Source organism: Streptococcus sanguinis, assembly GCF_019929145.1.
GTDB lineage: Bacteria > Bacillota > Bacilli > Lactobacillales > Streptococcaceae > Streptococcus > Streptococcus sanguinis_U.
Genome location: NZ_JAHZOW010000002.1, coordinates 291306 through 311892, shown reverse-complemented (window position 1 = coordinate 311892; position 20587 = coordinate 291306). Strand labels below are relative to the sequence as shown.

23 protein-coding genes are annotated in these 20587 nt (G+C 44.3%); 8 read left to right on the top strand and 15 right to left on the bottom strand.

Annotated elements, in window-relative coordinates; genetic code table 11:
- Window positions 1-109 precede the first annotated feature (109 nt).
- The 10 genes from rbfA to K1I94_RS07210 all read right to left on the bottom strand — a co-directional run bounded on the left by rbfA (window position 110) and on the right by K1I94_RS07210 (window position 9306).
- The gene (gene rbfA, locus K1I94_RS07255) at window positions 110-460 is read right to left on the bottom strand and encodes a 30S ribosome-binding factor RbfA (protein WP_002908941.1); all 351 of its coding nucleotides are present in this window, start codon (window positions 458-460) and stop codon (window positions 110-112) included.
- A 176-nt stretch (window positions 461-636) separates the two neighbouring features.
- Window positions 637-3432 (bottom strand): translation initiation factor IF-2, encoded by a 2796-nt coding sequence (gene infB, locus K1I94_RS07250; protein WP_223314902.1) that lies wholly within the window; start codon window positions 3430-3432, stop codon window positions 637-639.
- A 19-nt stretch (window positions 3433-3451) separates the two neighbouring features.
- A complete protein-coding gene (locus K1I94_RS07245) occupies window positions 3452-3748 on the bottom strand; it encodes a YlxQ-related RNA-binding protein (RefSeq protein ID WP_223314901.1) in 297 nt (98 codons plus the stop codon).
- A complete protein-coding gene (gene rnpM / locus K1I94_RS07240; protein WP_002893558.1) occupies window positions 3741-4037 on the bottom strand; it encodes an RNase P modulator RnpM in 297 nt (98 codons plus the stop codon). The genes K1I94_RS07245 and rnpM overlap by 8 nt, the downstream gene beginning before the upstream one ends.
- A gap of 10 nt (window positions 4038-4047) precedes the next feature.
- Window positions 4048-5304 (bottom strand): transcription termination factor NusA, encoded by a 1257-nt coding sequence (gene nusA / locus K1I94_RS07235; RefSeq protein ID WP_161800758.1) that lies wholly within the window; start codon window positions 5302-5304, stop codon window positions 4048-4050.
- A 59-nt stretch (window positions 5305-5363) separates the two neighbouring features.
- Window positions 5364-5852 (bottom strand): ribosome maturation factor RimP, encoded by a 489-nt coding sequence (gene rimP, locus K1I94_RS07230; protein ID WP_317627938.1) that lies wholly within the window; start codon window positions 5850-5852, stop codon window positions 5364-5366.
- A 199-nt stretch (window positions 5853-6051) separates the two neighbouring features.
- Complete coding sequence (gene trmB, locus K1I94_RS07225) at window positions 6052-6690, bottom strand: tRNA (guanosine(46)-N7)-methyltransferase TrmB (RefSeq protein ID WP_223314899.1); 639 nt, start codon at window positions 6688-6690, stop codon at window positions 6052-6054.
- Window positions 6687-7481, bottom strand: a complete 795-nt coding sequence (gene ccrZ, locus K1I94_RS07220; protein WP_002893562.1) for a cell cycle regulator CcrZ — start codon at window positions 7479-7481, stop codon at window positions 6687-6689. The genes trmB and ccrZ overlap by 4 nt, the downstream gene beginning before the upstream one ends.
- 50 nt (window positions 7482-7531) lie before the next feature.
- Window positions 7532-8578, bottom strand: a complete 1047-nt coding sequence (locus K1I94_RS07215; RefSeq protein WP_223314898.1) for an ABC transporter permease — start codon at window positions 8576-8578, stop codon at window positions 7532-7534.
- Entirely contained in the window at window positions 8575-9306 is a 732-nt protein-coding gene (locus K1I94_RS07210; protein WP_223314897.1) for an ABC transporter ATP-binding protein, read from the bottom strand. The genes K1I94_RS07215 and K1I94_RS07210 overlap by 4 nt, the downstream gene beginning before the upstream one ends.
- 68 nt (window positions 9307-9374) lie before the next feature.
- Between K1I94_RS07210 and K1I94_RS07205 the strand changes: the two genes are divergently transcribed.
- Window positions 9375-9785, top strand: a complete 411-nt coding sequence (locus K1I94_RS07205; RefSeq protein WP_223314896.1) for an HIT family protein — start codon at window positions 9375-9377, stop codon at window positions 9783-9785.
- Window positions 9786-9794: 9 nt separating this feature from the next.
- On the top strand, window positions 9795-10082 hold the full coding sequence (locus K1I94_RS07200) for a hypothetical protein (RefSeq protein ID WP_002896907.1): 288 nt from the start codon (window positions 9795-9797) through the stop codon (window positions 10080-10082).
- A 120-nt stretch (window positions 10083-10202) separates the two neighbouring features.
- Here the strand turns inward: K1I94_RS07200 and lytR are convergent, their stop codons facing one another.
- From lytR to K1I94_RS07175, 5 genes are all read right to left on the bottom strand, one after another.
- A complete protein-coding gene (lytR, locus tag K1I94_RS07195) occupies window positions 10203-11441 on the bottom strand; it encodes a glycopolymer--peptidoglycan transferase LytR (protein WP_002918070.1) in 1239 nt (412 codons plus the stop codon).
- A 7-nt stretch (window positions 11442-11448) separates the two neighbouring features.
- Complete coding sequence (locus K1I94_RS07190) at window positions 11449-11970, bottom strand: GNAT family N-acetyltransferase (protein WP_124765612.1); 522 nt, start codon at window positions 11968-11970, stop codon at window positions 11449-11451.
- Complete coding sequence (tsaE, locus tag K1I94_RS07185) at window positions 11963-12403, bottom strand: tRNA (adenosine(37)-N6)-threonylcarbamoyltransferase complex ATPase subunit type 1 TsaE (RefSeq protein WP_223314895.1); 441 nt, start codon at window positions 12401-12403, stop codon at window positions 11963-11965. The genes K1I94_RS07190 and tsaE overlap by 8 nt, the downstream gene beginning before the upstream one ends.
- 139 nt (window positions 12404-12542) lie before the next feature.
- Window positions 12543-13964 (bottom strand): NCS2 family permease, encoded by a 1422-nt coding sequence (locus tag K1I94_RS07180; RefSeq protein WP_223314894.1) that lies wholly within the window; start codon window positions 13962-13964, stop codon window positions 12543-12545.
- Between the two features lie 145 nt (window positions 13965-14109).
- Window positions 14110-14739 carry a DUF1361 domain-containing protein gene (locus K1I94_RS07175; RefSeq protein WP_223314893.1) on the bottom strand — a complete coding sequence of 210 codons (630 nt, stop codon included), beginning with the start codon at window positions 14737-14739 and terminating at the stop codon, window positions 14110-14112.
- 96 nt (window positions 14740-14835) lie between these two features.
- On the opposite strand from K1I94_RS07175, the gene K1I94_RS07170 reads away from it, so the two are divergent.
- From K1I94_RS07170 to K1I94_RS07145, 6 genes are all read left to right on the top strand, one after another.
- On the top strand, window positions 14836-15648 hold the full coding sequence (locus K1I94_RS07170) for a Cof-type HAD-IIB family hydrolase (protein ID WP_011837443.1): 813 nt from the start codon (window positions 14836-14838) through the stop codon (window positions 15646-15648).
- Between the two features lie 217 nt (window positions 15649-15865).
- A complete protein-coding gene (gene adhP / locus K1I94_RS07165; RefSeq protein WP_223314892.1) occupies window positions 15866-16885 on the top strand; it encodes an alcohol dehydrogenase AdhP in 1020 nt (339 codons plus the stop codon).
- Window positions 16886-17344: 459 nt separating this feature from the next.
- Entirely contained in the window at window positions 17345-18340 is a 996-nt protein-coding gene (locus K1I94_RS07160) for a PTS sugar transporter subunit IIB (protein ID WP_223314891.1), read from the top strand.
- Window positions 18341-18384: 44 nt separating this feature from the next.
- Window positions 18385-19191, top strand: a complete 807-nt coding sequence (locus K1I94_RS07155) for a PTS mannose/fructose/sorbose transporter subunit IIC (protein ID WP_002893578.1) — start codon at window positions 18385-18387, stop codon at window positions 19189-19191.
- An 18-nt stretch (window positions 19192-19209) separates the two neighbouring features.
- Window positions 19210-20151: a PTS system mannose/fructose/sorbose family transporter subunit IID gene (locus tag K1I94_RS07150; RefSeq protein ID WP_002893579.1), complete on the top strand. Its 942-nt coding sequence runs from the start codon at window positions 19210-19212 to the stop codon at window positions 20149-20151.
- A 70-nt stretch (window positions 20152-20221) separates the two neighbouring features.
- Complete coding sequence (locus tag K1I94_RS07145) at window positions 20222-20584, top strand: DUF956 family protein (protein ID WP_002908911.1); 363 nt, start codon at window positions 20222-20224, stop codon at window positions 20582-20584.
- Window positions 20585-20587: the final 3 nt, after the last annotated feature.

Sequence of the window (20587 nt, the reverse complement as noted above, 5' to 3'; positions counted from 1 at the left end):
TATAACTCTTTCTTTTTTATTTGTAAATGGTATATACCTATTTTTGCAAAAAATTGTTATATTAAATTAAAAAAACAGAAAACCCAGCCATGATAGCTGGGTTTCCACTTTATTTTTTATCTAAATCGCGCAGCATCTGGTCGATTTTATTGCCATACTCGATGGATTCGTCCTTGACAAAGGTCAAATCTGGAATCTTGTACATCTTCAGATTGTGACCCAGCTCTCGCTTGATAGTACCGGTTGCTTTTTCTAGACCGGTCTGAGCTTTTTGATTATCAGAGGCCAGATTGCTCATAATCGTGTAGTAGACCTTGGCCATGGACAGGTCGCCCAGCATTTGGACATCAGTGATGGTCACTCCCTGCACCCTCGGGTCACGAACTTTCTTCTGCAAGATTTCATTGACTTCACGCTTGATTTCCATGCCTACACGGTCTGTACGAAAATTATTTGCCATGAGATTTCCTTTCTAATTTTTCTCTTCTGCAATATAAGCTAGGCCTAGCCTAGCTTATATTTTAGTTTTAATGAATGAAATTTGATCTAAACTCTTTGTGAAAAAGATGTGGAACTAGAAGTATCAACTTCCACCAACAATGATTTTCACTGCGAGTTTTTAACGGACTTCTTATCTTATTTCTTAATTTCTTCCATGATATAGGCTTCAATCGTGTCATCTACTTGGATGTCATTGTAGCCATCAATCATGAGTCCACCTTCGCGGCCGTTAGTAACTTCCTTAACATCATCCTTGAAATGCTTGAGGCTAGCAAGCTCCCCATCGTAAATCACGACGCCGTCACGGATAACGCGAACCTTGGAATCACGGGTAACTTTACCGTTGATAACCATAAATCCACCGATAGTACCAACCTTGGAAACCTTGAAGGTCTCGCGGATAAGAGCTTCCCCGATGATTTTTTCTTCGTATTCTGGATCCAGCATTCCCTTCATGGCATCTTCCATTTCTTCGATAACCTTGTAGATAATGCTGTGGAGACGAATTTCGACATCGTCAGCTTCTGCCTGTTGGCGAGCCTGAGAAGTTGGACGAACGTTAAATCCGATAATGAAGGCATTTGAGGCTTCTGCCAGTGTCACGTCAGATTCATTGATGGCACCAACCGCTGAGTGGACGATGGTGATCTTAACCCCTTCCACTTCAATCTTTTGCAGGGAAGCAGACAGGGCTTCTACAGACCCCTGCACATCAGCCTTGATGATAACATTGACAGACTTAACTTCACCAGCTTTGAGGGTATCAAAGAGATTTTCCAGACTAACGCGATGAGTAGCTTGACGCTGTTTGAGAAGGGCACGTTTGGCGCGTTCTTCACCGGCTGCACGCGCAGCTTTTTCATCTTCATAGACCGCAAAGTGGTCACCAGCCATCGGAGTTTCATTGAGACCAGTGATAGAAACCGGTGTAGATGGTCCTGCCACCTTAACACGACGGCCCAGATCATTGGTCATAGCCCGAACCCGACCGAAGGTATTTCCAACAACGATTGGATCCTGCACATTCAGAGTTCCCTGCTGAACCAGAAGGGTTGCGACAGCACCTTTTCCTTTATCTAGACGGGCCTCGATAACTGTACCAATCGCTCGAACAGTCGGATCTGCCTTGAGTTCTTGGATTTCAGCCACCAAGAGGACTGTTTCCAGCAAGCTGTCGATATTTTGATTGAATTTCGCTGAGATTTCAACAAATTCAGAATCTCCGCCCCAAGCTGTTGACATGACACCATGCTCAGCCAACTCACCAATCACGCGCTCAGGATTCGCTCCTGGCTTATCGATCTTGTTGATAGCTACGATGATTGGGACATCAGCGGCTTTGGAATGGTTGATCGCTTCGATCGTTTGCGGCATAACACCGTCATCAGCCGCAACGACCAAGATAGTGATATCCGTCACAGAGGCACCGCGGGCCCGCATAGAAGTAAAGGCCGCGTGTCCAGGCGTATCCAAGAAAGTAATCTTCTTGCCGCTTTCCTCGATCTGGTAAGCACCGATGTGCTGAGTAATACCACCTGCTTCACCTGTTGCTACGCGAGAGTTACGCAAGGTATCCAAGAGGGTTGTTTTACCATGGTCAACGTGTCCCATGATGGTGACAACTGGCGGACGCTCTACCAAGGCATCTTGGTTGATATAACCTTCTTCTACGAAGAAGCGCTCAATGTCAGCTGTGTCAACTTCCACCTTCTTCTTAGCTTCAATACCGTAGTCCACCATGAGGAGCTCAATAGTATCGCCGTCAAGAGATTGGTTTTGCGTTGCCATCACACCCATCATGAAGAGTTTCTTGACAATTTCAGCTGGCTCGCGCTTGATCCGTTTTGCGATTTCTGCAACGGTCATTCCGTCTGTATATTCAAATTCAGTTGGCAACTCATGGAACTTACGTTCTGTAACAGGTTTTGGTGCCTGGTTATTGTTGCCCTTTCCTTTTTTATTTTTCTTGTTTTTATTCCAATTACTATTTCTTTGATTTCTCACTTGATTTTGACTGCTTCGATTCTTTTGTTGTTTTCTTGGACCTTCTTCTTCGCGATCAAAATCATCGCGCTTCTTATCTGGTCGAGCTTGCTTCTTACGACGCGTATCCACAGCGGATGGCGCTGGGCTTGGATTCGCTGCTGGTGCAGATGGAGCTGCAGCAGGCTGAACTGGTGCACTTGCTTCTGCCTTAGGTTGCTCCTTGCGGCGGTTTTGCCGTTCCATAACTTCTTTAGCTTCCTGTGCTTGCTTAAAGCGTTCCTCACTTGAGCGAGCGTATTCAGCATTCTGCTCTGCTTTCAAAGCTGCTGCCCGAGCCTTAAAGTCAATCTTCGGTCCTTGAGGCTGTTGGCGGTTTTGACTGTTAAATCCTTGATGATTCTGACCATTGCGGCGGCCATCTTGACCACGATTATCGCGACGGTCATTTGGACGATTGCCCCTATCTCGGTCGTTGCGATTTCCACGATTCTTATTTCGATTGTCGCGGTCCTCGCGCTTGCCTTGCTCTTTGTTTTGCGATTTGCGGTTGCCTTGCTGCTTCCGACGTTCTGCCTCTTCCTTGGCTCTCGCTTCACGCTCTGCCTTAAAGTTCCGGCTTTGCGGGCGCTTGACAGGCGCTGCCGTTTCTGCTTTCGCTTCTGGCTTAGCAGCTGCTTTTGCTTCTGTCTGTTCTGCCTTGACTGGCGCCGCCTCTTTGGCAGGAGTTTTTTGCGGTGATGGCTGAGCTGCTGTAGGCTTTTCTGCAGTAGCTTGAGGTGTGGCTGCTTTTTTCGTAAAGCTGGATTTGATTCGTTCACCAGCGTCAGCTTCTACGCTGGATGAATGACTCTTGACATCCAGACCCAGCTCCTTCGCACGAGCCACTACCTCCTTGCTTTCTTTTCCCAGTTCTTTGGCGATTTCATACAATCTTACTTTAGACAAATCTTGTCCTCCTCTTCTATTACATAAGAGACCTCATTTTCTTTGTAAAACCAGCATCTGTCACGGCGAGCACTTTTCTGGCCTTGCCAATGGCAGAGCTTAATTCCAGTGTTGAAAACACGGTTGATACTTCTACTTGGTAGTAACGACTTTTATCAGTGATTTTCTTGCTGAGATTAGGAGCTGCATCCTGGGCCAAAAAGACCAGATGTGCTTTTCTCTCCTGGATAGCCTTGACGGTTAGCTCCTCACCAGAAATGATGCGGCCAGCCCGCTGAGCCAGTCCCAGCAAATTTGCAAGTTTCTCTTTATTCAAGACCTAACTCTCTTCTTTTGACTTTATGATCGACATAAGCGATTAACTCATCATAGAAAGCCTCATCCACTTCCATACTAAAGCTGCGGTTAAAGACCCGCTTCTTCTTGGCTTGAAGAGCTTCTTGATTGTCCAGCTTGATATAGGCTCCACGGCCGTTGGCCTTGCCTGTCGGATCGATAAAGACTTGACCTTCCTTGTTCTTGACAATCCGCAGTAAATCACGCTTGTCAATCACTTCGTTGGACACCACTGATTTTCTTAAAGGGATTTTTCTTGTTTTTGCCATTCCAGCCCCCTTAGTCTAGTTCTTCAGCTTCGCTTTCTATACCAGCTGTTTCTAGTACAGTTTCCTCTGCAGCTGCGTCAAAGTCTGTTGCTTCTGCTGCTGAAACTTCTGTCTCTAGAACAGCTGCATCCGCAAGGATTTCTTCAGCTTCCTGAGCAAATCCGCCCAGTTCATTTGCTGCTTCCATTTCTTCAAACTCTGTGGCAGACTTAATATCGATTCTAAAGCCTGTCAAATGAGCTGCCAAGCGTACATTCTGTCCGCGACGGCCGATAGCCAGAGAAAGCTTGTTGTCCGGTACGACAACCAAGGCCCGCTTGTTATCTTCTTGGTTAAAGATAACTTGGTCAACCTCAGCAGGAGCAATAGCGTTGTAGATAAATTCAGCTGGATCTGCTACCCACTCGATAACGTCGATATTTTCTTCAGTCGGCACCATACGTCCGCTCTTGGGATCGTATTTGGCAGGATGGAACTTGCTAGTAATTTTCTTAATATTAGCTCCACCGCGTCCAACGATTGTACCGATGGCATCCACATTAGGATTGTGGCTGCGAACCGCTACCTTGGTCCGATCGCCTGCTTCCCGTGACACGCTCATGATTTCCACAGTTCCGTCATAGACTTCTGGGATTTCTTGCTCCATCAAGCGCTTGATCATTTCTGGATGGCTGCGGCTGACAAAGACATTGACACCGCGAGGATTATCTTCTACCTTGTAGACAAAGACTTCGATGCGGTCATGAGAGGCAAAGACCTCACCAGGAATCTGGTCTTGCTTCGATAGTTGCGCTTCGATGCTACCAAGATTGACATAGATAAAGCGATTGTCAAAACGCTCCACCGTTCCTGACATGATTTCATTTTCATGCTCTTTATAGGTATTGTATGTGATTGCTCGGGTCTGCTTGCGCATCTTTTCCATGATGGTTTGCTTGGCAGACTGAGCAGCAACACGGCCAAATTCAGCTGGCGCTTCTTCAAACTTGATCTTATCTCCCAATTCATAGGCTGAACTAATAGCCAAGGCATCTTTGAGACTGATTTCCAAACGGCTGTCAAAGACCTCGTCCACGACTTCGCGAACAGTATAGACACGGAAATCTCCTGACTTTTCGTCAAACTCAATGGCTGCGCTGTCTGCCTGACCATAGCGGCGACGATAGGCTGAGCGGAGTGACTCAGTCACTGCGTCAATGATATCTTCTTTCTTGATTCCTTTGTCTTCTTCCAAAATGCGGAAGGCCTCTAGCATTTCTTTACTCATTTTCATGTGACTTTTGCCGAAACAAAAGTGTTCCTTTCTTTTCTATATTGCTTCTGCGGCTAAAACTTAACGGCTAATCTGGCTTTGGAAACCAGACTGTAGGGAATTTCGACTTCTTTTCTGCGAGTCTTGTCCAGATATTCCATGTGCAGAACATCCTCTTCAAAGCTCAGCAAGGTGCCTTCAAAGACTTTCTGCTTGTCAACAGCCTTATAGAGACTGACATGGATATAACTGCCGACTGCATCGGCTAGCTGTTCCTTGGTCTTGAGCGGGCGCTCCAAGCCTGGACTGGTCACTTCCAGAAAATACTGTTCCGGGAAAGGATCTGGCTTGATTTGATCCAAGATCGGACTGATAATATCCGTCAAATCCGCTGTATCATTGACCGTAATGCCCTCAGGCTTATCTACAAAAACACTGAGAACGTAGTCTCCGCCCATCTTTCCGTACTCAATATCGACTAATTCATAGGGGGCCAAAATGGCTGGTTCAATAACCTCCCTCACCAATTCAACAATCGTTGCGATATGACGACACCTCCTCACAGATAAGAGGCGAAGATACTTCCTCGCCTCTCTTTCCTTATTCATTATTAGTATTATAGCACGACAAGTCCCAGAATGCAAGGGAAATATGCTGTACAAGCTTTTAAAGACGGAATCCCACTTAAAACGATCTTATTTTTAAGCAAAATTCTTTCCTAATAATAAAGTCTTCAAGGAGTATTTCCTAGAAGACTCTTTCTTATTCAAACGCTGCTTCCACCCGATAGATGACTTGTCCCTTGTTAGCAAATTTCTGCTCATACTCAGTCAGGACATTGTCTTCAAAGTCGCTGGCATGCAAATCTAACCACACACCCTTCAACTTCATACCATACTGTGAAAAGCTAACTAAGCTATATTCAAAAAGACCGCGGTTGTCCGTTTTGAAGTGGATTTCTCCATTTTCTGGCAAAATTTGCTGATAGGTTGCCAGAAAGGACTGATAGGTCAGACGGCGCTTTTCATGGCGTTTCTTAGGCCAAGGATCTGAGAAGTTCAGATAGAGGCGGTCAATCTCGCCTTCTTCAAAATAATCAGTCAGATCCGAACCGTCTACCCAGAGCAGCTTGATATTGGGCACAGCCGTTGCCAGCACCTTGTCCAAGGCATAGCTGAGGACCGATTTCTGAATATCAATCCCAATGTAATTGATCTCAGGATTGGCCTTGGCCATGCCGGATACAAAAGCTCCTTTGCCGCTGCCAACCTCTACATGAATGGGATGATCATTGCCAAAAATCTCCTGCCATCTGCCCTTGGCGTCTGCCGGATTTAAAATCACATACTGGGGATGCGCCTCTAGCAGTTCCGTCGCTCCTTTACGATTCCTTACTCTCATTGTCCTCTTCCGTATTTGGAACGGAAGTTTCGTAATGCGTAAATCTCCCGGTTCACATTTTCTAAATCATTGTTTTCATAGTATTTGGCAATCTGCATCAGATAAGAATACTGACCAAACCAGTATAGCTTATTGAAAACAGTCTGATTATACTTATAGCCATAAGCGCTCAGCCACTCTTGCCAGCCTGAATCAGGCACATAATGGCTCAAAATATGAGCTACATCCATCATCCTGTCTGTCAGGCGCACAGAATCCCAATCCACTAAGTAAATAAGCCCGCTGTCGGTCTCTACCCAGTTGCTGTGGCGCACATCTCCGTGAACGATGGTCGCATAATCCTCACGAAAGGCCGGCACAGTCTGTCGCAGGTCTCGGATAACTGATTGCAGATATTGATTATTCCTCAAAGCAAGCGGCACTTGATTGAGCCAAGCATTCAGCAAATCAGTCGGCGTTTCCAAAGTATAGCCCAGCTTGGTCAGCTGCGTCATCAATGGGCGCGAGCGATGCAGCCGTGTTAAAATATTGATCACCTGCTTTTTGGACATATCATTTGGGGTCAGAATAGTGCCTGAAAGCCACTCCTGCCCGCTCATTACGTTGCCGTCCGGCATCCGGCGGCTCCACAAAAGCTGCGGTGCGATTTGTTCTCGAGCTAAGCCTGCTAAGATAGGGGTTGTATTCATCTTGACGAAAACGCGCCCCCCGTCCGGATAAGTCCCCATATAGGCCTTTCCGCTCTTACCAGCTATCGGTGTCAGGGTCAGCTCGTTATCAACCAAGTCCATGTTTCCCCTCCGTAAAAAGTTTCTTTATCATTTTACTAGTTTTACCTCTTTTAGTCAACCAATCTCCGTAACTTAAACGGCAGATAGAACAGATAGAGTAGGGCAGTTGCTCCCAGCATGGCCAGCACTGCTGTCTTGTCTTGGAAAAAGAGCAGAGCAGTCAGCACTTCAGCCAAGAGAACACTGCTGCCAATAGATGTGATAATTTGTCTTGCTCCTTTCAGCTTTTCCCCTCTTTCTATCGGAAAAAGCTGGGTCAAAAACTGATAGTCAAAAGCTTCATACAAAGCCGTCAGCTGGAAGAGCAAGAGGTAATTGAACAAGACCGCAAAAGCTGCAGCAATCCAAGCTTGACTGACAAAAATCAAGGCCAAAAAAGCTAGAATGAGCAGTCTCAAGGTCAGAGCAAAGAAGTCTCCATTTCGCAAGTAAGAACGCAAAAAGAGATTCTGCCAGGTCTTACTATGCTGCTTGCCCACAAGTCTCGTCAAACCATCAAGATAGGCCCTGCGCTTGACACTGTTTGAAATGCCTTTAACATTGGTAAAGAGAGCAAAGAAGCGCAGAATCGTCTGCTTTCGGGCTGCTTCATAAGCCACCAGAGCCTGCCAATCTAGGCCATTTTCAGTAAAGAACTTCTTGGCCTTAGCCTGAAACAAAAACCATTTCAAGACTAGCATAAAGAGACAGTAGAACCCGAAGCCCCAAACAGGCAATCCCAGAGCCAGAAAAAGCGGAGCCAGTAACAGTAAGATTCCAGTCTGTAAGACTGCGTACAAGAGATAGGAACGCAGAATCTGAGCCTTGATAAAAGCCCTGACTTCTGCTTCTCTGACCAAGAGAAAAAGAGCATCCGGCTTTTCCAGATAGGTGGCAATCCGTCCAAAAGGCAAGATAAAGACCGATAGAATAACCAGACTGACAATAATGGGTAGGTGATTGGTCGGAAAATGTCGCAATAGCTGACTGTACTGAACACCTAAAAATCCCATAAAAATCAGCAGAAAGAGCACGAAATGATCATTAAAAACATAGCGCAGGTATTTCAAACATTGCTGACGAAAATCCTGCTTTCGTTTAGCAAATAATTCTTTCATAGCGCCGCCTCTTCTGTCAGGGCTAGATAGATGTCATTCAGACTAGCATCCGGCATTTGGAATTGAGCCCGCAGCTCAGTCAAGCTGCCCTTGGCCCGTACTTGACCCTTGTGCAGAATTACAAAACTATCGCACATCTTCTCAGCAGAGTCCAGAACATGGGTGCTCATCAGAATGGACTTGCCCTTCTTCTTTTCCTCATCCAAGAGCTGGATAAGGTCTGCAATTGCTACCGGATCCAGACCTAGAAAAGGCTCATCTACGATAAAAAGGCTGGGATCAACTACAAAAGCACAGATAATCATCACTTTTTGCTTCATCCCTTTTGAAAAATGAACAGGGAACCAATCCAGTTTTTCCTTGAGTCGGAACATTTCCAATAGCTTATCCACGCGCTTAAAAGCTCTTTCCTGCTCAATGTCGTAAGCCATAGCTACCGTCTCAATGTGCTCACGCAGGGTTAATTCTTCATAGAGACTAGGCGTTTCCGGAATAAAACCGATTTTCTTGCGGTAATCACTGGGATTAGTCCGCAGCTCCAGTCCATCAATTTGAATCTGCCCCTTATAAGGCGTCAAAAGACCGATAATCTCATTGATAGTCGTGGACTTGCCCGCACCGTTGAGACCAATCAGACCAACCAGCTGGCCATTGCCCACTTCAAAGCTGACATCCTTTAAAACCGGGATATTAACATAGCCGCCCGTAAGCTCTTTGATTTCTAACATATTTTCTCCGAATTCTGGTATAATGGTTCTTATATTATAACAAAATCTAGCGAATAGAGGTACCATTTATGGCTGATTGTATTTTTTGTAAAATTATTGCTGGAGAAATCCCTTCTTCTAAAGTCTACGAAGACGAGAAAGTCCTTGCTTTTCTGGATATCTCTCAGGTAACACCAGGTCATACCTTGGTTGTCCCTAAAGAGCATTTCCGAAATGTACTGGATATGGATGCCGACAGCACCAGTCAGCTCTTCGCTCGCGTACCTGACATTGCTCGAAAGGTGATGAAAGCCACAGGTGCAGCCGGTATGAATATCATCAACAACAACGAAGAAATTGCTGGACAGACTGTCTTTCATACCCATGTGCATTTGGCACCGCGCTACAGTGATGCAGATGACCTCAAGATTACTTTCGCAGCCCACGAACCAGACTTCCTAGCTCTGGCTGAATTAGCTGAGAAGATTGCACAAGCTTAAGGAGGGACTATGAAACTTTCAAATATTTTCCTATTTATCGGTGCCGCAGCAGCCAGCTACAAACTGGTTGAAAACCGACAAAAAATTCAAGAAGAAATCATTGAAACAACAGATAGCCTAGACAAAGTAAAGGACAGTCTAGCCAATATCCAACGAAATATTGCCATCATTCAAGAGCAAAAAGAGCAAGTCAAAGACATCGCTCAAGATCTTACTTATAAATATAAAGTCCTTGAAAACCAAGCTCAAGTGCAGATCCAGCAAGTCAAAGACATCTGGGAAAAGTACGAGTCTTGATAGAGAAACGATGGGTGATAGGAAAACAAAAACTCCAATCCACTACCGCGTCAAGAACTTTCCGTCATTACCAAAAGAGGCCGAGACATTTTGTCCCGGCCTCTTTTTATATTAAACTTTTTACTCTGTAGTCGCATTGACTACTGGCTGACTTTGTGGGGTGCTAACACTGACATCTGTAGCTGGGGCAGAGGAAGCTGCTGGAGCAACCGGAGTCGTATTCGTAGTTCCAACTGTTGTATCTGTCGTCGGATAAGAATAATTTTCATAACCATTATTATAAGTAGGCTGACTATAAGAATTCTGGTAACTGCTATAGCTTTCTGTGCTACTAGATGTACTACTGCTATTGCTGCTTCTTAGACTATTGCCGCCCATAATATCTTCATAGAGAACAGCATTGGTCTTCAGACTCTTAACTGTGTCCAAGCCTAGAGACTTGCGGATTAGATTCTGCATGCTCAGCAGATGCTCCGACGTCACCAGCTGATAGCTTCCACCATCAGGCAAGGTCGCATCTTCTCCACGTAGTTGCTCGGACTTGATGTTCTTAAAGGCATCCTGATAGCCTAGCAGTTGAGGAATGCTTTTTGAATCAAGCGCGATATTGGTCTGCATGTTGCTGCTGACAGCTTTTAAAATAGCCTGATAATGGCTGACACTGTTGAGACTGAGAACTTTTTCAACCACTTTCTTAATTACTTCACGTTGACGCTTTTGGCGGCCATAGTCACCCTCTGGATCCTGATAGCGCATGCGAGCATAGACCAGTGCCTGATCACCATTGATGGTTTGCTTGCCAGGTTCCACCTTAGCAGTATACTCAGGCTCATTATCCTCAATAGAAATTGGGAAGTCAAAGGTATTATTGACCTCAATACCTCCTACTGCATCTACTAGCTGAACCAAGCCCTGCATATTGATCATCACATAGCGGTCAATGTGGATATTCATCAAGCCCTCAATGGTCGAAATGGCTAACTCTGCTCCGCCATTCGCATAGGCGGCATTCAGCTTGGCTTCAACTGTCTGACCGTTCTCATCAATCTGAGTCAGAATATCACGTTCCAAACTCATCATGACTGTTTTCTTAGTCTTTGGATTGACACTCAGGAGAATCATGGTATCGCTGTTCCCGACCCAAGTATCCTCGCGGGAGCCGCTCCCTGTATCCACTCCCATCAGCAAGATGGTCATGGGCTTAGTCGCAGAAATGACATCCGTCTCATTTCCCAAGCCCTTATAAGTCTTGGACAGTTCATCGGTTGACTGACCATAAATCGTCCAAGCATAAGTACCGATACCAGCTGTCGTTACGACAAGGAGGCTGAGAAACATCATTATAATCTTTTTAAACATATCTTTTTTAGTCTATCAGTTTACCCATCAGGTAAACATCAAGAAATATCCCTTCTTTTAAATAGGCTCCTCTTTTTTGTAAGCCTTCAATTTCAAATCCTAAATCTTTATAAAGGTGAACCGCTCGTTCATTTCTAACCTGAACGCTCAATTCCAAACGTCTAATAACTTGAGAATCCTCAGCCCAAGTCAGTGCCTCTTCTAGCAATATGCGTCCCAGTCCTTGGTTCCAGAAAGCTTTCTTCACCACGACAAAGACTTGACCAATATGGCGAATTCGCTCATGGAAATCAGCTGTGATGCTGACAAGGCCAGCAATCTCACCATTTAAAAGAGCCAACAAGTAAAGCTGATTACTGGAAGCAGCCTGATGCTCAATGAATGAAGCCATCTCCTCTTGATTCATCAAAATTCCAGCTTCATCCAGCGTCATATAATCTGACTCAGACCCGACCTGATTGAGGAAGGCAATCAGCTCAGCTGCATCTGTTTTTTCCGCTTCACGCAAGCACAATTCATATTCAGTCATTCTGCAGTCCCTCAAGTAGCTCTTGGGCTCGCTTTCCTTGGGCTTCAAAAACCAATTCACGCCCGTCTTCCTTTTTCAAGAGGCTTAATTTGAGATAATCTTCAGGCAGATTTTCTCCCAGCAGCTCGCCCCATTCAATGACCGTCACACCCTCCCCGAAGAGAAAGTCATCCAAATCAATGGAGTCTGGATCGTCTCCGATGCGGTAGACATCCAGATGATAGAGCGGCAAGCGCCCCTCATATTCCCGAACAATGGTATAGGTTGGACTTTTAATCATCTGATTGATGCCCAAACCTAGAGCCAGACCCTTAGTAAAGGTTGTCTTCCCTGCTCCTAAATCTCCCGTTAAAACCAGTACGTCCCCTGCCTGAAGCAATTTGCCCAGACGTTGACCCCACTGAATTAATTCTTCCTCATTATGACTAAACATTCTCTTATTATACCAGAAAAAAATTTTTTCTGCTTAATTTTGCAAAAGAAAAATCAGCCGCAAAAAGCTGATTTTTTATACTGAAAATATAAGCTATCCAAACTTCACTAGACACAAGGAAATCCAGCAATGTTTAGACCTAATTTAAAGCCAGATTTACGAAATTCAAAATAAAGAGAAGATCCAAAATCCAAATCATAGAATGCACATCCTTAGCTTGACCTTTGAAGATTTTGACCAAAGTGTAGGTAATAAATCCAGCTGCTATCCCGTGAGTGATAGAGTAGGCAAATCCCATAAAAATAGAAGTAAAGAAAGCTGGAATGGCTTCTGCCATATCATCCCAATGGATATTTTTCAGACTAGCTAGCATCATAATCCCCACAATAATCAGAATCGGTGCAGTTGCAGCGTTAGGAACAATGGCTAAAAGCGGACTAAAGAAGCTTGACACCGTAAAGCAGATGGCTACGACCAAGGCGGTCAGACCTGTTCGGCCTCCAGCTCCGATACCAGCTGCAGACTCCACATAAGTCGTCACGTTAGAGGTTCCAGCAATGGCTCCAATAGAGGTTCCGATGAGGTCCGAGTAAAGCGCCTTATCCAAACCTTCTGATTCATGGTTTTCCCCAGAAGTCGCCACAATCCCGACCTTTTCACCAGTCCCAATCAAAGTACCAATAGTATCAAAAATATCTGTCAAGGAGAAAGCCAGAATGGCCATACAGGTCTGGGGCCAGCGAGCTGAATCTGCCAAAAGGGCACCCAGACCTTTCGGGCCTACTGCCACCCCAAAAATCTGTTCCAGTTCATTAACAGCAGTACCAATGTTATTCTGCCCAAAATCAATAGATGACAAATCAACCAAGCCAACCAGAATAGCTACCACTGTCGTTACTAGGATGGATAGGATAACACCACCCTTGATATTTTTCACGATAAAGAAGATTGTGATGGTCAAACCAACCAGGGCTACTAGGACCGCTGGATTGTTAAAGTCTACCAGACCGGGAGTTGCTGCTGAATTAGCCGTGATAGCCGCTGCGGCCTTATCAGCTCCCTTGCCAGCTACTGTATAATTACCCGGATCGATTGAAAACTTGAGCAAGCCAGCATTTTTAATACCTACATAAGCCAGAAAGACTCCGATCCCTGCTGAAATTGCTGCGCGCAAGGAGCCAGGAATTGACTCGATGATCATCTTACGCACCTTGGTCAAAGTGATAATGAGCGAAATAATCCCGCAGATAAAGACCATAGCCAAGGCTTCCTGCCAAGTGTAGCCCAAGGCAAAGACGACCGTAAAAGTGAAAAAGGCATTCAACCCCATACCCGGCGCCTGCGCATAAGGCAGGTTGGCAAAGAAGGCCATCATCAAGGTGCCGGCAACAGCCCCGATAATCGTAGCTAGGAAAACACCCTGCTTAGGCATCCCTGTCTGAGCCAGCATGGCCGGATTGACAAATAAAATGTAGGACATGGCAAAGAAAGTCGTCAGACCAGCCAAAACTTCTGTCCGGACATCTGTCCCTTTTTCGGTCAGTTTGAAAAATTTATCCATTTTTCAATAAATCTCCTTTTGAGTAAAATTTCTAATATCTAGTTCAATAACAAAGAAAAACAGATTGAATTTCGTTTATTTGCGAACGATAGTTTAAATTATAATAAAAAACATTCACTTTTTCAAGGTGAATGTCTCGCTGTTCTTATTTTTTATTATCTCTCATCAGAAATACCAAACTCATAAACTGCAAAAAGGTAAAACCAAGAATGAATGGCAGTCGATCAGGATGCAAAGTTTGCAAGAGTTTCTGTAGAACCAGCTGAGGATGAAGCAATAAATCCCAGCTATTAAGGCGATCATAACGTCCTATATAGATAGCCAGACTGGACACAACAGACAGAGCTGCCGTCAGCAATAGATCCAAATACCAGTTAAGCTTCCAGCCTTCCTTGATGACATACCAGCTCTCCATCCCACAGAAAATCCCGAATAAAATACTGGAAACAAAAGCTAAAAAGAGCAGAAAAACACTTGGCTTACTCAGAACATCTGCCACCCAAATCATATGAATCAAATCTGTAATCATATAGAAAGTGTTAGGGAAGAAAAGCAACCACAGCAGGAAAAGAAGAGGATAAGCCCACTTCTGCTTCTTGAATAAAAGTGTCAATACAGCCGCATCATAGCTGATTAAGGCCAAGGTCATATTCCAGATGAGATAGGTCGGACCGCCATTTAGAGATTGGATATAGATAAAAAAAGCAATCATCAGAAAAAGAGCATGAATCATGATCGGTTTACGCATACGAAAAGCTCCTCCTTGGTGTGTCATAATTGTGACTGATTAGAGCACCATTATAACATAAGTCGTGTTATTTACACTGAATTCTGTTATAATAGTCTGTATTATCACTGAAAAGAGACTCACATGACAAAAAAAGTAATCGCTGTGGACTTAGACGGAACCTTGCTGGATTCTAACAGCAATCTGTCTGACTTCACCAAAGAAACCATCAAAAAAATTTCCCAAAAGGGTCACAAGGTCATTATCACAACAGGACGCCCCTACCGCATGGCTTTGAAATATTATAAAGAATTAGAGCTCAATACGCCCATGATCAACTTCAATGGCTCTCTGACTCACATTCCAGAAAAGAAATGGGACTTTGAAAAATCGCTGACGCTGGATAAGTCCTTTCTGCTGGATATGGTTAAGCGCAAGGATGAGATTGAAGCGGATTTCATTGCTGGCGAATACCGCAATAAATTTTATATCACCAATCCCAATGAAGAAATCGCTGATCCTAAGCTCTTTGGCATCGATGCTTTCAAGCCAGAAAACCAGTTTCAAGCCAACTTAGTAACGGAGAATCCTAACGCCATTCTCCTGCAAACGAGAGCAGCTGACAAATATGCTCTGGCAGAGGAAATGAATGCTTTTTACCAGCATGAACTTGCTATCAACTCTTGGGGCGGGCCGCTCAACATTCTCGAATGTGCTCCCAAAGGGGTCAACAAAGCCTTCGCCCTTCAGTACCTGCTTAATGTTCTCAATGTGGATCGCAAAAATCTGATTGCCTTTGGCGATGAGCAAAACGATACTGAGATGCTGTCCTTTGCTGGCACTGGCTATGCCATGAAAAATGCCAATACTGACCTGCTGCCATACGCCGACCAGCAGTTGTCTTTGACTAACGACCAAGATGGCGTCGCCCACGAGCTAAACAAACTCTTTTTATAAAAGTAGACAATTAGGCAAACTCTGTTTGAGAGTTTGTCTTTTCTTATTTGTCTTCTCTCGACCTCAATCATGCTCAAAAGCTTTAAAAATAGAAGCTTATCCGCAGTATCATAGTTTTAAAGGTTACTTTTACTTGAAATTGTAAACGTTTCCTATTTGTTTGAGTTTGTGATATAATTAACATAATCAAAAGCTAAATAACAGGAGGAAATTACTTATGAAAGCAGTTGTTGTAAATCCAGAAGGAACCAATGTCCAACTCATCGAAAATAAGGAACTTCGTCCTCTTGAAACAGGGGAAGCTCTCGTTGACATTGAATACTGCGGTGTCTGCCATACTGATTTACACGTCGCGCATGGTGACTTTGGTAAGGTACCGGGTCGCGTTCTTGGGCATGAAGGTATCGGTATTGTCAAAGAAATCGCTCCAGACGTAAAAAGTCTCAAGGTCGGAGACCGCGTCAGTGTCGCTTGGTTCTTTGAAGGCTGCGGCACTTGTGAATACTGTACAACTGGTCGCGAAACCCTTTGCCGTACAGTAAAAAATGCTGGTTACTCTGTTGACGGTGGGATGGCAGAGCAATGTATCGTAACAGCCGATTATGCTGTCAAAGTTCCTGAAGGACTGGATCCTGCCCAAGCTTCTTCTATCACTTGTGCCGGCGTAACGACCTACAAGGCTATCAAAGAGGCCCAGCTGCAGCCAGGGCAATGGACAGTTATCTTTGGAGCAGGTGGATTAGGTAACCTAGCGGTTCAATATGCCAAGAAAGTCTTTAATGCCCATGTTGTCGCTGTTGATATCAACAATGATAAGCTCGCTCTGGCCAAAGAAGTCGGTGCTGATATCGTCATCAACGGCCATGAAGTTGAAGATGTCGCTGCTCTTATCCAAGAAAAAACTGGCGGTGCGCATTCTGCCGTAGTAACAGCCGTTTCTAAAGTTGCCTTCAACCAAGCTGTTGACTCTGTTCGTGCTGGCGGTCGGGTAGTTGCCGTTGGATTGCCATCTGAAATGATGGACCTCAGCATTGTCAAAACTGTTTTAGATGGTATCCAAGTCATTGGTTCCCTCGTTGGTACACGCAAGGACTTGGAAGAAGCCTTCCAGTTTGGTGCTGAAGGATTAGTTGTTCCTGTCGTTCAAAAACGCCCTGTTTCAGATGCTGTGGATGTCTTTGACGAAATGGAAGCGGGTACTATTCAGGGACGTATGGTCCTTGACTTCACACACTAATACTTTAAAGCATGCCAGTTCCAACATTTACCAAGCTCTTGAAAACATATGATGGACAGACTTAATATTATTAGAAACTTTTGCCATTATAGATGGAGGCTAAAGACATAAGATGCGAATTCTTGTCTTTGGTCCTCCTCTTTCTTTTTTGATAAACAAACACTTTCTCAAACACGATTCTTTTCTTTCATTTCAAAAGTCTCTTTCATATTATTTCAACATTTTTCATATGTTAACCTGTTATATTCTCTGTTTTCCTAATTTATTAAAACATTTCTATAGCTAAGGTTTGCTTATACCTATATTTATCAGGCATTCAGTGAATACTGACATTTTTGAAAGAAAAAGTCGTTTTTAGGAACAAACGCTTGCATTTTTCATGAAAACGTTTTATAATAAACTTGCCTTAAAGTTTTCTTAAAACTTAAGTCAAACATTTTATAAGGAGGAATGTCAATAATGAGTATCGGAATCATTATTGCTAGCCACGGTGAATTTGCTGCTGGTATTCATCAATCAGGTTCTATGATTTTCGGTGAGCAGGAAAAAGTACAAGTTGTAACTTTCATGCCCAACGAAGGACCAGATGATCTCTATGCAAAGTTCAATAACGCTGTGGCTTCGTTTGATGCGGACGATGAAGTGTTGGTCTTGGCTGACCTTTGGAGTGGCTCTCCATTCAACCAAGCTAGCCGTGTCATGGGTGAAAATCCAGACCGCAAGTTCGCTATCATTACAGGCTTGAACCTGCCTATGCTGATTCAAGCTTATACAGAAAGGATGATGGATGCCAACGCCGGCGTTGAAGCTGTTGTTGCTAACATTATCAAAGAAGCCAAGGAAGGAGTCAAAGCTCTGCCTGAAGAGCTGAACCCTGCTGCTGAAGAAGCAAATGTTCCTGCTGCGGCTGCTCCAGTTGCCCAAGCAGCAATCCCTGAAGGGACTGTAATCGGTGACGGCAAGCTCAAAATCAACCTTGCCCGGATCGACACACGTTTGCTGCACGGTCAGGTAGCAACAGCTTGGACGCCAGATTCAAAAGCAGATCGTATTATCGTTGCTTCTGACTCAGTAGCTCAAGATGAACTTCGTAAAGAATTGATTAAGCAAGCTGCACCAGGTAATGTCAAAGCCAATGTTGTCCCAATCGACAAATTGATTGCTGTTTCAAAAGATCCTCGCTTTGGCAACACACATGCCTTGATTCTATTTGAAACTCCTCAAGATGCCCTCCGTGCTATTGAAGGCGGTGTGCCAATCAAGACCCTTAATGTCGGTTCTATGGCTCACTCAACTGGTAAAACAATGGTCAACAACGTACTGTCAATGGATAAGGAAGACGTTGCTACTTATGAAAAGCTGCGCGACCTTGGCGTTGAATTCGATGTACGTAAAGTACCAAATGACTCTAAAAAAGATTTGTTTGATTTGATTAAGAAAGCCAACGTGCAGTAGAATCAAACGTTTTGCTTCAATTAATTTACGAAAGGATTTAGAACATGTCTATTATTTCTATGGTTTTAGTAGTCTTTGTTGCCTTCTTAGCCGGTCTAGAAGGTATCTTGGACCAATTCCAATTCCACCAACCGCTGGTTGCTTGTACCTTAATTGGACTGGTAACTGGTAATTTGGCTGCTGGTGTTATGCTGGGTGGCTCTCTCCAGCTGATCGCTCTTGGCTGGGCTAATATCGGAGCTGCTGTAGCACCTGATGCTGCCCTCGCTTCTGTTGCCGCTGCCATCATCATGGTACTGGGTGGAGACTTCTCAAGCAAAGGAATCGCTGTAGCACAAGGTGTTGCTATTCCACTTGCTGTTGCTGGTCTCTTCTTGACTATGATTGTCCGTACTTTGTCAGTCGGTTTGGTTCACGGTGCAGATGCTGCTGCGAAAAAAGGAGACATTAAAGGAGTTGAACGCGCTCACTTTATCGCTCTTTTCATGCAAGGAGCACGTATTGCTATCCCTGCAGCACTTCTTTTGATGATTCCTGCTGAGTCTGTTAAATCTGCTCTTGAAGCTATGCCAGCTTGGCTATCAGAAGGTATGCAAATCGGTGGTGGTATGGTCGTAGCCGTTGGTTATGCCATGGTTATCAACATGATGGCAACTCGTGAAGTATGGCCATTCTTCGCTATTGGTTTTGCTTTAGCTGCTGTCAGCGAACTCACTCTGATTGCCCTCGGTGCAATTGGTGTCGCTATTGCCCTCATCTACCTAGCTCTGTCTAAAAAAGGCGGAAACGGTGGCGGCGGAGCAACAGCTTCATCTAACGATCCAATCGGCGACATCCTAGAAGACTACTAAGAAAGGAGACACACTATCATGACAGAATTAAATACTGTAAAACCTGATGAGTCAGGAAAATTGACTCTTTCAAAGGCTGACCGTCAAAAAGTTTGGTGGCGTTCTACTTTCTTGCAAGGTTCTTGGAACTACGAACGTATGCAAAACTTGGGCTGGGCTTATTCACTGATTCCAGCTATTAAGAAGCTTTATACTAAAAAAGAAGATCAAGCCGCTGCTCTTGAGCGTCACTTGGAATTCTTCAACACTCACCCATATGTAGCAGCTCCAATCATCGGAGTTACACTTGCCCTTGAAGAAGAGAAAGCAAATGGTGCAGCAATTGACGATGCGGCTATCCAAGGGGTTAAAATCGGTATGATGGGACCTCTGGCTGGTATCGGAGACCCTGTCTTCTGGTTCACAGTTCGTCCTATCCTTGGAGCACTTGGGGCATCTCTTGCTTTGACTGGAAATATCATTGGTCCACTTATCTTCTTTTTAGCTTGGAATGCTATCCGGATGGCTTTCCTCTGGTACACACAAGAATTGGGCTACAAGGCTGGTTCTGAAATCACTAAAGACATGTCTGGTGGTATCCTCCAAGACATTACCAAAGGTGCTTCAATCCTAGGTATGTTTATCTTGGCTGTTCTGGTTGAGCGCTGGGTATCTATTAAGTTTGTCTTTAACGTTTCATCTGTTAAGCTAGATGATAAAGCATATATCCATTGGGACAAATTGTCTAGTGGCTATAAGGGTATCCAAGAAGCCTTTGCTCAAGTAGGTCAAGGACTATCTCAAACCCCTGAAAAAGTTACAACTTTCCAACAAAACTTGGATTCCTTGATTCCTGGTTTGATGGGACTACTTCTAACTTTCGCTTGTATGTGGTTGCTTAAGAAGAAAGTATCCCCTATCACTATCATCATCGCTCTCTTTGTAGTTGGTGTACTAGCTCACGTTGCTGGTTTGATGTAATCAAAAAGAAGGTTTCGGCCTTCTTTTTATTGTGGTATAATAGCTATATTATTTAAAAGGGAGTTACTCTATGGCACAGTCACAAAACAAAACAGTTGAGTTTAATACCACTGGCGTTTCCTATCTTGGATTAGGCGGAAAGGTTGGGAAATTTCTAATCGGCGAGACAGCTCTGGAGTTTTATGCTGATGCCAATGTAGAAGATTATATTCAGCTTCCTTGGACTAGCATCACTGCTATCGGTGCTAATGTTTCTGGCAAGAAAGTCAGCCGCCACTTTGAAATCTGGACTGACAAGGGAAAGTTTCTCTTTGCCTCCAAAGACTCTGGTAAGATTCTCAAAATCGCGCGAGAACATATCGGCAACGACAAGGTCGTTAGATTGCCGACTCTGTTACAAAAAATTGCTGGAATCTTTAAGAAGAAAAAATAGGGT